10 protein-coding genes are annotated in these 12,887 nt (G+C 72.1%); 4 read left to right on the top strand and 6 right to left on the bottom strand.

From position 1 onward, the window contains the following. Positions 1 to 24: 24 nt before the first annotated feature. Complete coding sequence (locus A4R43_RS14270; protein WP_162788467.1) at positions 25 to 507, bottom strand: cation:proton antiporter regulatory subunit; 483 nt, start codon at positions 505 to 507, stop codon at positions 25 to 27. A gap of 87 nt (positions 508 to 594) precedes the next feature. Continuing rightward, positions 595 to 1,188, bottom strand: a complete 594-nt coding sequence (locus A4R43_RS14265) for an AAA family ATPase (RefSeq protein ID WP_162788466.1) — start codon at positions 1,186 to 1,188, stop codon at positions 595 to 597. A gap of 104 nt (positions 1,189 to 1,292) precedes the next feature. On the opposite strand from A4R43_RS14265, the gene A4R43_RS14260 reads away from it, so the two are divergent. The 4 genes from A4R43_RS14260 to A4R43_RS14245 all read left to right on the top strand — a co-directional run bounded on the left by A4R43_RS14260 (position 1,293) and on the right by A4R43_RS14245 (position 8,857). Then, entirely contained in the window at positions 1,293 to 1,988 is a 696-nt protein-coding gene (locus A4R43_RS14260) for a lysophospholipid acyltransferase family protein (protein ID WP_113692778.1), read from the top strand. 5 nt (positions 1,989 to 1,993) lie between these two features. Continuing rightward, the gene (gene der, locus A4R43_RS14255) at positions 1,994 to 3,433 is read left to right on the top strand and encodes a ribosome biogenesis GTPase Der (protein ID WP_418190847.1); all 1,440 of its coding nucleotides are present in this window, start codon (positions 1,994 to 1,996) and stop codon (positions 3,431 to 3,433) included. Positions 3,434 to 3,584: 151 nt separating this feature from the next. After that, entirely contained in the window at positions 3,585 to 7,523 is a 3,939-nt protein-coding gene (locus A4R43_RS14250; RefSeq protein ID WP_113692776.1) for a Pls/PosA family non-ribosomal peptide synthetase, read from the top strand. Continuing rightward, on the top strand, positions 7,520 to 8,857 hold the full coding sequence (locus A4R43_RS14245) for a M1 family metallopeptidase (protein ID WP_113692775.1): 1,338 nt from the start codon (positions 7,520 to 7,522) through the stop codon (positions 8,855 to 8,857). The genes A4R43_RS14250 and A4R43_RS14245 overlap by 4 nt, the downstream gene beginning before the upstream one ends. Here A4R43_RS14245 and A4R43_RS14240 read toward each other — a convergent pair. Genes A4R43_RS14240 through A4R43_RS14225 form a run of 4 tightly spaced genes read right to left on the bottom strand, consistent with a single transcriptional unit; the run spans position 8,826 to position 12,728 of the window. Beyond that, positions 8,826 to 9,485, bottom strand: coding sequence for a TetR/AcrR family transcriptional regulator (locus tag A4R43_RS14240; RefSeq protein WP_113692774.1), 660 nt, complete (start codon positions 9,483 to 9,485; stop codon positions 8,826 to 8,828). The genes A4R43_RS14245 and A4R43_RS14240 overlap by 32 nt on opposite strands. 28 nt (positions 9,486 to 9,513) lie before the next feature. After that, the gene (locus A4R43_RS14235; RefSeq protein WP_113692773.1) at positions 9,514 to 10,800 is read right to left on the bottom strand and encodes a cytochrome P450; all 1,287 of its coding nucleotides are present in this window, start codon (positions 10,798 to 10,800) and stop codon (positions 9,514 to 9,516) included. Between the two features lie 41 nt (positions 10,801 to 10,841). Beyond that, positions 10,842 to 11,399: a TetR/AcrR family transcriptional regulator gene (locus tag A4R43_RS14230; RefSeq protein WP_113697590.1), complete on the bottom strand. Its 558-nt coding sequence runs from the start codon at positions 11,397 to 11,399 to the stop codon at positions 10,842 to 10,844. A gap of 48 nt (positions 11,400 to 11,447) precedes the next feature. Continuing rightward, positions 11,448 to 12,728 carry an ROK family protein gene (locus A4R43_RS14225; protein ID WP_236808992.1) on the bottom strand — a complete coding sequence of 427 codons (1,281 nt, stop codon included), beginning with the start codon at positions 12,726 to 12,728 and terminating at the stop codon, positions 11,448 to 11,450. Positions 12,729 to 12,887: the final 159 nt, after the last annotated feature.

Here is a 12,887-nt window from a genome sequence, read left to right as displayed (position 1 = left end):
CGTACAACTTCAGGTGAGCGATCCTCAGCCGTTCTTGAGGATCTTGTAGGCCGCCTGCAGCCCTTCGGAGGTGCCGACGGTGACCATCAGGTCGCCGCCGGTCAGGGTGAAGTCGGGGGCGGGGGAGGGGTGCACCTGCCCCGCCCGCATCACCGCGACCACCGAGACGCCGGTGCGCGAGCGCAGCGCGGTGTCACCGAGGGTGCGGCCGTCGAACGGCGAGCCGGTGCCGACCGGGAGCTGCTTGGTGTTGATGCCGGGCAGATCGGCGTGCTCTTCCTTGAGCTGCGCCACCAGTTGCGGCGCGCCGAGCAGGTTGGACAGCGCGGCGGCCTCGTCGATGGTCAGCGGCAGCGCCGCCAGGCAGGCGTCGGGATCATCGGACTTGGACACGATGAGCTCGATCTGCCCGTCCCGGTGGTTCACCACACCCACCCGTCGCCCGCTGCGCAGGGCGAAGTCCTTGCGCACCCCGATTCCGGGCAGGGGAGTCACTTCCACGTTCACCGGTCCACGGTAACCCATTTACCGGGGCGGGATGGCCGGAAGGTCGATTCCAGCCGTGGACCGTCCGAAGTGGACAGAGCGGGCGGATCAGCCGATGGTGGGCACACCGCGGCGGCGGCGGATCTCGGCGACCGTGCGCTCGACGCCCTCGCGCAGCTGCGCCATCGAGCCGTCGTTGACCAGGTGGTGGTCGGCCAGCGCGATCGCGGTGGCCTTGTCCAGGGTCCGGATCTCCCGCAGGTCGCGCGAGTGGATCTCGGCCGGGGTGAGCGGGCGCACCGGCCGGTGGGCGAGCCGTTCCTCGCGCACCGCGCGGGGCGCGTGCACGGCGATCAGGCTGAGCTGGTCCGGGTAGCGCTCGTGCAGCAGCTCGTACTCAGCGTAGCTGTACAGCCCGTCGATGATCACCTCGTCGTGCGCGCCGAGGTGCTCGTCGACGTCACGGCTGGCCAGGTGGGCGATGGCGGACATGCCGTGCGCGGCACGCAGTTCCTCGCGCACCACGCGCTCGGTGTCCTCGGTCACCTTGAGCCCGCGCCTGCTGACCTCAGCCACCACCACGCCACCGAAGTAGACGACCGGCACGCCGAGCAGCTCGTGCAGCAGTTGCACCACACTGGACTTACCGGTTCCGGCGAGCCCGACGACGGCGAAGATGCCACGTCCAGCATCGTGATTCACAGGCGTTCCTGACCTCGGTCGTCGTGCACGTCGGGGATTCACTTAGTGTACAAGCGACTGGACTTGCCTCGAACCAGAGGTTCACGAGCGGGGATTGACCGACCATGGTGCAGCTGGGGTTTCAGCGAGACGGTGCGCTGCCGGACGGAGCGGTCCCCTGGCTGCACGACTTCGGCAAGCTGATCGGCCGCCACGGCTTCGCCCCCGCCTTCCGGGTGCGGGTGCACGGGGCCGAGCGGGTGCCGCGGACCGGGCCGCTGGTGGTGATCGCCAACCACAGCTCGATGCTGGAACCGCAGCTGATCTACGGAATGCTGCCGCGCCGGTGCGCGTTCCTGGTGAAGCAGGAGCTGTTCACCGGGGCCGCCGGCTGGGGTCTGCGCCGTCTCGGCCAGATCCCGGTCCGGCGGGGTGCGCCGGACCGGGCGCCGCTGCTGACCGCGGTTTCGGTGCTGCGCGGCGGCGGTGCGGTCGGGGTGTTCCCCGAGGGCACGCGTGGCGCGGGTGACGTGGACAATGCGGAGCGGGGTGCCGCCTGGCTGGTCCGCGCGTCCGGCGCGACCGTGATCGGCGTGGCGACCAGGGGTACCCGCAAGCCGGACGACGGCAGGCGCCGGTTCCGGCCGCGGGTGGACATCCTGGTGGGAAACCCGTTCACGGTGAACGTGGACAAGGGCCGCGCCGGCCTGGAAACGGCGACCGAACAGCTTCGCGGCGAGCTCGCCGCGGTGGTACGAGCGCTCGACGAGTGGCGCGAGGCGCACGGGATCCGTGCGCAGGGACGGAAAGAGCAGGCATGACGGAGTTGACCGGGGCAGACGGCACGTGGTCCGACGAGTCGGAGTTCACCGTGCTGGACGGGGACTTCAGCGACGGCGCCGAAGGTGACGCGGAAGGCGGGCAGGCACAGCCCGTGCTGGCCGTGGTCGGCAGGCCGAACGTGGGCAAGTCCACGCTGGTCAACCGCATCCTCGGGCGCCGGGAAGCGGTGGTGCAGGACACCCCCGGCGTGACCAGGGACCGGATCGCCTACGACGCGCTGTGGGCCGGGCGCCGGTTCACCGTGGTGGACACCGGCGGCTGGGAACCGAACGCGAGCGGGCTGCAGGCCTCGGTGGCCGCGCAGGCCGAGATCGCGATGAACACCGCCGACGCGGTCCTCGTGGTGGTGGACGCCACGGTCGGCGCCACGGCCACCGACGAGGCCGTGGCCAAGGTGCTGCGGCGGTCCAAGCGGCCGGTGCTGCTGGCCGCGAACAAGGTCGACGACGAGCGCCTGCTGGCCGAAGCTGCGTCGCTGTGGTCGCTCGGCCTCGGCGAGCCGCGCCCCGTCAGCGCGCTGCACGGGCGCAGTTCCGGTGACCTGCTCGACGCCATCGTCGAGGCGCTGCCCGAGGCCCCGCGTGACGCCGACCGCCCGGCCGGGCCGCGCCGCGTGGCGCTGGTCGGCAAGCCGAACGTGGGCAAGTCCAGCCTGCTGAACAAGCTCACCGGCGAGGAGCGCTCGGTGGTGGACTCGGTCGCGGGCACCACCGTCGACCCGGTCGACTCGCTGGTCGAGCTGGACGGCGAGCCGTGGCGGTTCGTCGACACCGCCGGCCTGCGCAAGCGCGTGCAGACCGCCAGCGGCACCGAGTACTACGCCTCGCTGCGCACCAAGACCGCGATCGACGCGGCCGAGGTGGTGATCGTGCTGCTGGACGCCAGCGAGCCGATCAGCGAGCAGGACCTGCGGGTGCTGACCATGGTGGTCGAGGCGGGCCGCGCCTGCGTGCTGGCGATGAACAAGTGGGACCTGGTCGACGAGGACCGCAGGCACCAGCTCGAGCGCGAGCTGGAGCGCGGCCTGGTCCGGGTGCCGTGGGCGGAGCGGGTGAACATCTCCGCGCTGACCGGCCGCTCGGTGCGCAAGCTGGCCCCGGCCCTGCGCACCGCGCTCGAGTCGTGGGACCAGCGCGTGTCCACCGGCCAGCTCAACGGCTGGCTGTCCGACCTCGTCGCGGCCACCCCGCCGCCGGTGCGCGGCGGCAAGCAGCCGAAGGTGCTGTTCGCCACCCAGGCCGGTATTCGCCCGCCCACGCTGGTGTTGTTCACCACCGGTTTCCTGGAGGCCGGTTATCGCCGGTTCATCGAGCGGAAATTCCGGGAGCGGTTCGGTTTCACCGGCAGCCCGGTACGCATCAACGTGCGGGTCAGGGAGAAAAAACCCAAGCAGGGCGGCCGGAAGCCGGTTAAGCGTTCCTGAAGCACCGGACCGGGTGATCTCCGACATAAATCCGAGACCCTCCGGATACCGGGCGTTCACCTGACGTATTCTGGTCGGCCTGGACGCGGGCGCCTCATTCGGGAGAGCGAGCCCGAATGACGCTCGTCGGAAAGGTGAGTGAAGGTCTTCAGTGACCCTGACCGCTGATCATCGGCCTTTTTCCTGCGTTGCCGAGGTGACCGTCGCGCCCTCGGCCGCGCCCGTTCTCGACCGCGCGCTGTTCTGGTCCGGCCTGGCCGCCAGTGAGCGCACCCTGCTCGACGTGCTCGGCTCGACCGTGGCACGGCACCCGAACGCACCCGCGCTCGACGACGGCCACACCGTGCTGTCCTACCGCAGGCTCGCCGAAGAGGTCGACGACCTCCGCGCCAAGCTGGCGGCCACCGGCATCGGCGCGGGTGACCGCGTCGGCGTGCGGATCTCGTCGGGCACCGTCGAGCTGTACATCGCCATTCTCGCGGTGCTGGCGGCGGGCGCGGCCTACGTGCCGGTCGACGCCGACGACCCGGACGAGCGCGCCGAGCTGGTGTTCGGCGAGGCCGGGGTGTGCGCGGTGCTCGGTGACGGCGGCTCGATCACCGAGCTGGCCACGCCGTCCGGTCGCGTCGGCACACCCGCGCCGTCGGATGACGCCTGGATCATCTTCACCTCCGGGTCCACCGGCAAGCCGAAGGGCGTGGCGGTGAGCCATTCGGCCGCCGCGGCTTTTGTGGACGCCGAGGCCCAGCTGTTCCTCACCGACGAGCCGCTCGGCCCCGGCGACCGCGTGCTCGCCGGGCTGTCGGTGGCTTTCGACGCGTCGTGCGAGGAGATGTGGCTGGCGTGGCGCCACGGCGCCTGCCTGGTGCCCGCGCCGCGCTCGCTGGTGCGCACCGGCGTCGACCTCGGCCCGTGGCTGGTCGCGCAGCGCATCACCGTGGTCTCCACCGTGCCGACGCTGGCCGCGCTGTGGCCCGCCGATGCGCTGGAAGACGTCCGGCTGCTCATCTTCGGCGGCGAAGCCTGCCCGCCCGAACTGGCCGAACGCGTCGCCGTCGAGGGCCGCGAGGTGTGGAACACCTACGGCCCCACCGAAGCCACCGTGGTCGCCTGCGCCGCGCAGCTGACCGGCGATGGCCCGGTCCGGATCGGCCTGCCGCTGGCCGGCTGGCAGCTCGCCGTGGTCGACGAGCGCGGTGAGCTGGTCGGCATGGGGGAGACCGGTGAGCTGGTGATCGGCGGGGCCGGGCTGGCCCGCTACCTCGACGAGGCCAAGGACGCGGAGAAGTTCGCGCCGCTGCCCGCGCTGGGCTGGCGCCGCGCCTACCGCAGCGGGGACATGGTCCGCGCCGAGCCGGAGGGCCTGCTCTTCCTCGGCCGCGCCGACGAGCAGATCAAGCTCGGCGGCCGCCGCATCGAACTCGGCGAGGTCGACGCCGCGCTGCAGGCGCTGCCCGAGGTGGCCGGTGCCGCCGCGGCCATTCGCAAAACCAAGGCGGGCAACCAGATCCTGGTCGGTTACGTGGTTCCCCGTGACGGCGCCGAGTTCGACATCGACGCCGCCACCGCGCAGCTGCGCGAAAGCCTGCCCGCCGCGCTGGTCCCGTTGCTGGCGCCGGTCTCCGGCCTGCCGACGCGGACGTCGGGCAAGGTCGACCGCGACGCGCTGCCCTGGCCGCTGCCGTCCGTGCCCGAACAGTCCACTTCGGACACCCGCGGCGGGCTGACTCCGACCGAGGCCTGGCTGGCCGAGGGCTGGGCGGAGATCCTCGGGGTCACCGTGCGCAGCGGCAAGGCCGACTTCTTCAGCAACGGCGGTGGCAGCCTCACCGCCGCGCAGCTGATCGCGCGCATCCGCACCCGGCACCCGTCGGTGTCGGTCAACGACATCTACCAGCACCCGAAGCTGGGCTCGCTGGCCGCGATGCTCGACGAGCTGAGCACCGCCGAGACCAAGCGCCGCGAGATCGCGCCGACCCCGCGTCGCGCGGGTGTCCTCCAGAGCCTGCTGATGCTGCCGCTGATGGCGCTGCCCGGCCTGCGCTGGACCACCATCGCCGCCGCGCTGTCCACCGCGCTGGCCGAATTCGGCGGCCTGGGCTGGGCGCCCGCGGTGTCGTGGTGGCTGCTCGGCGCGGCCTGGCTGCTGCTGTTCACCCCGGCCGGGCGCATCGCGATCTCGGCCGGCGGCGCGCGGCTGCTGCTGCGCGGGGTCCGCCCCGGCAGCTATCCCCGCGGCGGCAGTGTCCACTTGCGACTGTGGACGGCGGAGAAACTGGCCGAGTACAGCGGTGCCGCCGAAGTCGCGGGCGCGTCCTGGATGACGCACTACGCCCGTGCACTCGGCGCCAAGGTGGGCAAGGACGCCGACCTGCACTCGCCGCCGCCGGTGACCGGCCTGCTCAAGCTCGGCCGCGGCGCCGCGGTGGAACCGGAGAGCGACCTGTCCGGCTACTGGGTCGACGGCGACCTGGTGCACATCGGCAAGATCCGGATCGGCGCGGACGCGCGGATCGGTGCCCGCAGCACGCTGTTCCCCGGCGCCCGGATCGGCAAGGGCGCGGAGATCGCGGCCGGCTCGACCGTGCGCGGTGCCGTCCCGGCCGGGCAGCGCTGGGCCGGTTCACCCGCCGAGCGCAGCGGCAAGGACGCGCTCAAGTGGCCGTCGAGCCGCCCGCCGCGGTCCCGCCGCTGGGCGGCGATCTACGGGCTGACCTCGCTGCTGCTGGGCCTGCTGCCCGCGGCCGCCGCGGTGCCCGCGCTGGTGCTGCTGTCCCGCGGGGTGCTCGGCGCGTCCAGCCTCGGTGACGCGGTGGGTGGCGCGCTGGCGCTGGTCCCGCTCGCCACCGTCGCGTACTTCGGCGCGTACGCGCTGCTGGTGCTCGCCGGGGTGCGCGCGCTGAGCGTGGGCATGGTCGAGGGTTACCACCCGGTGCACGGCCGCGTCGCCTGGCAGGTGTGGGCCACCGAGCGGCTGATGGGCATGGCGCGGACCGGGCTGTTCCCGTTGTACGCCAGCCTGTTCACCCCGGTCTGGCTGCGCCTGCTCGGCGCGAAGGTGGGCCGTGGCGCCGAGGTGTCCACGGTGCTCGCGCTGCCGAAGATGACCCAGGTCGACGACGGTGCCTTCCTCGCCGACGACACCATGGTCGCCACCTACGAACTCGGGCACGGCTGGCTGCACGTGGCGCCCGCGCGCATCGGCAAGCAGGCCTTCCTCGGCAACTCCGGCATCACCGCGCCGGGCCGGTCGGTGCCCAAGCGCGGGCTGGTCGGCGTGCTGTCGTCCACCCCGCTGAAGGCGAAGAAGGGCTCCTCGTACCTCGGCATGCCGCCGATGCCGCTGCGGCGCTCGGTGGAAAGCGGCGACGCCGGGCGCACCTACGCCCCGCCGGCGCGGCTGAAGCTGGCACGCGGGCTGATCGAGCTGTGCCGGATCGTGCCGGTGATGTGCGGCGTGGCGCTGTCGGTGCTGGTGCTGGCCGCGTTGTCCGCGCTGGTCACCGCGGTCGGCCTGGGCTGGACGCTGCTGCTGGCCGGGCCGGTGCTGTTCGCCGCCGGGGTGGCGGCCGCGGGCACCGCGACCGCGATGAAGTGGCTGCTGGTCGGGAAGTTCCGCCCGGTCGAGCACCCGCTGTGGAGCTCGTTCGTCTGGCGCAACGAACTCGCCGACACCTTCGTCGAGGTGCTCGCGGTGCCGTGGTTCGTCGGCGGGGTCAGCGGCACGCCGCTGCTGCCGATGTGGCTGCGCACGATGGGCGCCAAGATCGGGCGCGGGGTCTGGCTGGAGACCTACTGGCTGCCCGAGTCGGATCTGGTCACGCTCGGCGACGGCGCCACGGTGAACCGGGGGTGCGTGGTCCAGACGCACCTGTTCCATGATCGAATCATGCGCATGGACGGGGTGAACCTGCACGAGGGCGCCACGCTCGGGCCGCACGGCATCGTGCTGCCCGGCGTCGGCATCGGTGCCCGCACCACGGTCGGGCCGGGTTCGCTGGTCACCCGCGGCGACGAGGTACCGGCCGACAGCCGCTGGCTGGGCAACCCGATCGCGGCCTGGCCGGCCAAGGGAGGGCGCCGGGGGTGAGTGCGGCGAAGTCGATGCAGCCCGCGCCCGGCGCGGACACCTCACCGGATTCGTACCTCCCCGCCCACGGCAACGGTGGTTACCGGGTCACCCGCTACACCCTCGACCTGGACTACAAGGTCGGCCCGAACCGGCTCGCCGGGCACGCGGTGATCGAGGGCGTGGCCACCGCGCCGCTGTCGCGGTTCAGCCTGGACCTGGCCGGATTCCGGATCGGGCGCGTGCAGGTCAACGGCCAGAGCGCGAAGTACACCCAGCGCGCGGGCAAGCTGCACGTCAAGCCGCAGCGCGCGCTGCAGCCGGGCGCGGCGTTCATGGCCGAGATCCGCTACACCGGCAACCCGCGCCCGATCACCTCGCCGGACTGGGGTGACATCGGCTGGGACGAGCTGACCGACGGCGCGCTGGTGGCCAGCCAGCCGGTCGGCGCGCCGTCCTGGTTCCCGTGCAACGACCACCCGTCGGACAAGGCGGCCTACCGGATCTCGGTGACCACCTCCTCGGCCTACACCGTGCTGGTCACCGGGAACCTGCTCGCCAAGCGCCAGGGCGCGAGCACCACCACCTGGGTGTTCGAGCGGCCGGAGCCGACCGCCAGCTACCTGATGGGTGTCCACATCGGACGGTACGAGCAGCTGCCGCTGGCCGCCGAGCCGGTGCCGCAGGCCGCGGCGGTGCCCGCCAGGCTGCGCCGGCTGTTCGACCGCGACTTCCGCCGCCAGCCGGACATGATGGACGCGCTGGAGGGCTTCTTCGGCCCATACCCGTTCGGCGAGTACGTGATCGTGGTGACCGACGACGAGCTGGACGAGCCGATCGAGGCGCAGGGCCTGTCGGTGTTCGGCGCGAACCTGCTCGACGGCCGCGGCACGCACGAGCGGCTGATCGTGCACGAGCTGGCGCACCAGTGGTTCGGCAACAGCCTGACCGTGGCCGAGTGGAAGCACATCTGGCTCAACGAGGGCTTCGCCACCTACGCGGAATGGCTGTGGTCGGCCGAATCGGGCGGGCTGAGCGAGGACGTGCACGCGCGCCGGTGGCACGCGGCGCTGGCCGGGCGCCCGGCGGACCTGCGCATCGGCGATCCCGGGGTGGCCAACCTGTTCGACGAGCGCGTCTACAAGCGCGGCGCGCTCACCCTGCACGCGCTGCGCAAGCTGCTCGGCGACACGGTGTTCTTCGCGTTGCTCAAGGACTGGACGAGCCGCCACCGCCACGCGACGGTGACCACCGCCGACTTCGTCGCGCTCGCCGAGCAGCACGCGGGCCGCCCGCTCGGGGAGTTCTTCGACGCGTGGCTGTTCACCCCCGCGCTGCCGCCGTTCCCGGGGTGATGATCACCGCCTTGGCCATCCGGACGATCTCGGCGATCACGTCGTCCAGCGGGGTCCGGTAGCCGCCGGTGGACCAGTGGAAGACCAGCTCGTTCACCGCGCCGATCAACGCCACCGCGCCGAGTTCGAACTCGCGTTCCTCGGCCTCGCCGCGGGACACCGCGCGCCTGGCCTCGGCCACCAGCATCTGCACCCAGCGGCTGCGCCAGGCCAGCCGGTGCGCCTCCACCGCCGGGCTCACCCCGATGATCTCCACATAGGACAGTTTCGCCCGGCGGGGATCGGCGGCGGTGGAGGTGATGTAGGCGCGCACCGCGTGCTCGATGCGCACGGTCACGTGCTCGTCGTCGGTTTCGGCGAAGGCGGTGGCGACCGCCGCCACCGCCGTTTCGATCACCTGGTCGTGAATGGCCATCAACAGCGCTTCGCGGCTGCTGAACTCCTCGTAGAAATTGCGCGTGGACACCGATGCCGCCGCGCACAGCTTCTCGATCGAGCTGGCCGGATAGCCTTCGGTGCCGAACAGTTCGAGCCCGGCCTCGAGCAGGCGGCCGCGCCGTTCGGCTCGGCGGTCGGCTGCCGAGCGACCGCCGTACACGCGCCGGGGGGACGGTTCTTTCGCAGGCACCCTTGCCACCCTAGTGGGCTGGGGCACACTAGGGGACCATCAACGGCTTTCCGTGGCTGGCCCGGACCGGAAGGCGCAGCAGGCCACGGATTCCGGCGCTCGGCCGCCGCCGCGGGGTGCCGTCGAGCGCGAGGTCCGGCAGCCGTTCGGCCAGTGCCCGCAGCGCGATCTCGGCCTCCAGCCTGGCCAGTGGCGCGCCGAGGCAATAGTGGATGCCGCTGGAGAAGGCAAGGTGTTCCCGTTCCGGCGTTCGGGTGATGTCGAAAACCTCCGGATTCGCGAACACCGCGGGATCACGGCCGGTCGCGCCGATCATCACAAAAACGAGTTCGTTTTCGCGGATTCGCGTGCCGGCCAGTTCGACCTTCTCGTGCGCCACGCGGACCGTCTGCTGCACGGGCGGGTCGTAGCGCAGGGTTTCCTCGGCGGCCGCCCTGGCCAGTCCGGGATCGTCACGCAGCAGCCCCCACTGCCCGGGGTGGTTCAGCAGGGCGAACGTGCTGTTGCCGATCAGGTTCACCGTGGTTTCGAACCCGGCCACCAGCAGCAGTTCGCAGGTCGCCAGCAACTCGGGCAGGGTCAGCTCGCCCGCGTCGTGTGCCTCGGTGAGCTGGGTGAGCACGTCGGCTTCGGGGTGTTCGCGCTTGGCGGCCATCAGCGTGCGGAACAACGCGTACATCTCGTCGGTGGCGGTGCGCAGTTCGCGGGCGAGCCGCAGCGAGGTGATCCCGTCGAGCGCCTGGGCGAGCACCCGGCCGTAACCGAGGAAGCGGTCGGTGTCCACCGGCGGAATGCCGAGCAGTTCGCTGATCACCCGGATCGGCAGCGGCCCGGCGAAGTCGGCGATCAGGTCGAAGTTGTCCTTCGCCGTGGCGCGGTCGAGCAGGTCGTGCGTGATCGACTCGATCAGCGGGCGGTAGCCGTCGAGCCTCGCCGGGCCGAACGCGGGACGCGAGAGCTTGCGCAACCGCGTGTGGTCCGGGGGATCGAGTTCGAGGAAGGACTGCACCACCTCCGGGCCGCGGGCCATGGCCAGGGTGTCGAAGAAGCGCGGCAGCCTGCCGTCGGTGCGCTGCACACCGAAGCGGCGGTCACGCAGCACCAGGTTGCAGTGCTCGAAGGTGGCCGTCACGGCGCCGAGCTTGTTGCGGTACAAGGATTCCCGTGCACGCAGCCGGGCGTAGGCCGGATACGGGTCGGGCTGGGCGCCGACGGAGAGGCGGATGAACTCGTCACCGGTGGCGCGCAGCAGCCAGGTGCCGGCTCGCTCGATCGCGATGCGGGTGGACAGGCGGGCGTCGGACAAGGTGATCACGATGGTGCTCCTTGCTTGTCGTGGCTTGCTGTCGAACGGGGTCAGCGCACGCCGAGCCCGGTGCGCGCGGTTTCCAGTGCGATCTTCGGCGCGTCCAGCGGCGCGAGCTTGCCCCGCACGACGCTCTCCCACGCGGCGTAGGCGACGGAGTTGAGCGTGGCCGACACCCACCAGGCGGGCAGGTCGGCCCGCAGCAGCCCGTCACGCTGGGCGCGGGCGATGAACTCGTCGACGGCCAGTTCCAGCCGTTCGATCGCGACTTCGATCTCCTTGACCGGATCCAGCGTGGGCTGGCGGAACAGGAAGGCGATCCGCGAGCTGAGCCCCACCGAGGCCTCGACGAACTTCCGCAGGGTCTCGTCGGTGACCGGGCCGTCGGCGGTCACGCCGGTTTCCTCCATCGCCAGCTCGATCTGCTCGATCGAGTCGCGGGCCACCGCGAGCAGGAGGTCCTGGCGCTTCGGATAACGCTTGTGCAGGGTGGTCCGCCCGATGCCCGCGGCTTCGGCGATGGCCGAGAGCGAGGCCGTCGGATCGAGCGCGAGCAGGTCCGCGGCAATGCCCAAGGTGGACTTGCGCGTTCCGAACTGAACATCCATGTTCACCAAAGTACACAGATGTTCGCTTCGGGGTGGTGGGGTTTCCGCTCAGCGGGGGAGTTCGGCCAGTGCCGGGCGCCCGGCGGGGGAGCCGGTGTCGATCCAGTGCGCCAGCCGTTCCGGCGCGAACAGCTCGTCGATCACCATGAACGCGGCGCCGACCAGCCCGGCCTCGTCGCCCAGCGTGGACCTGGCGATCCGGAGCTCCCGCGTGGCCAGCGGCAGGGACCGGCGGTAGACCGTCTCGCGCAGCGTGGCCAGCAGCAGGTCGCCCGCGCCGGACACGCCACCGCCGACGATCACCAGCGCCGGGTTGTAGAAGCTGACCAAGGTGGCCAGCAGGCTGCCGACCAGCCTGCCCGCCTGGGTGAGCAGCTCCACCGAGGTCCGGTCGCCGCTCTGGGCCGCGATCGACAGGTCGGCCGCGGTGAGCGTGCCCCGCTCGGCGAGGCGGCTCGCCAGGAACTCGCTGCGCCCCTCCTTCGCCGCGGTGGCGCCGTCCCTGGCCAGCGCGGCGCCCCCGGCGAAGGCCTCCAGGCAGCCGGTGTTGCCGCAGCGGCACACCACCACCGGATCGTCCGCGACCGCGGCGTGCCCGATGTCGCCAGCGCAGCCCTGGCTGCCGCGGTGCAGCCGCCCGCCGGAGACCAGCCCGGCGCCGATGCCGGTGCCGATCTTGATGTAGATGATGTCCTGCTGGCCGCGGGCCGCCCCGGCACGCAACTCGCCCAGCGCCATCGCGTTGACCTCGTTGTCCACCCACACCGGCGCGCGGTAGCGGGCGGCCAGCCTGTCCCGCACCGGGTAGCGGTCCCAGCCGGGCATGATCGGCGGCGCGCTCGGCCGCCCGGTGGCGAACTCGACCGGACCGGGCAGGCCGACGCCGATGCCCCAGACCGGCGCGCCGCCGTCCAACTCGTCCAGCAGTTCGCCGAACAGTTCTTCCACCCGGTCCAGCACCACCTCCGGCCCGAGCGCGACGTCACCCGGCTCCTCGCGGCTGGCCAGCACGCGGCCGGTCAGGTCGGTGGCGGCGGTGGCGATGCTGGTGGCGCCCAGCTCGGCGGCGAGCACCACCCCGGCCTCGGCGCGGAACCTCAGCTCTCGCGGCGCCCGGCCACCGCTGGACGGGCCGAGCCTGTCCTCTTCGAGCAGCCCGCAGCCGGTCAGCTCGCCGACCCGCTGGGTGATGACCGTGCGGCCGAACCCGGACAGCCTGCTCAGCTCGGGCCGCGTGCGGGCGGCACCACCGCGCACGAGGTCGAGCACGGTGGCGAGGCCGCCGAGGTGGTCGGACGGGACCGGGCTGGCCGGCGAGGATGGCTCCACCAGGTCATTTTCGCCCATCCGGCGGCTCCGGCGGTGGTAATCACGTTGGCCGTGTCGTGACCGTGCGCTAAGCTCGTTCGCATGGCTTACCAGTTCTACCTCTGATTTCGCCCGCCCGGCGCCGCGGTGTTCCGCGAGCGCGGGCTCTTCCGCCGTCAT

Origin of the sequence: Amycolatopsis albispora (assembly GCF_003312875.1) — a bacterium.
GTDB classification, from domain to species: Bacteria; Actinomycetota; Actinomycetes; order Mycobacteriales; family Pseudonocardiaceae; genus Amycolatopsis; species Amycolatopsis albispora.
This window is presented reverse-complemented; position numbering and strand designations above follow the sequence as displayed.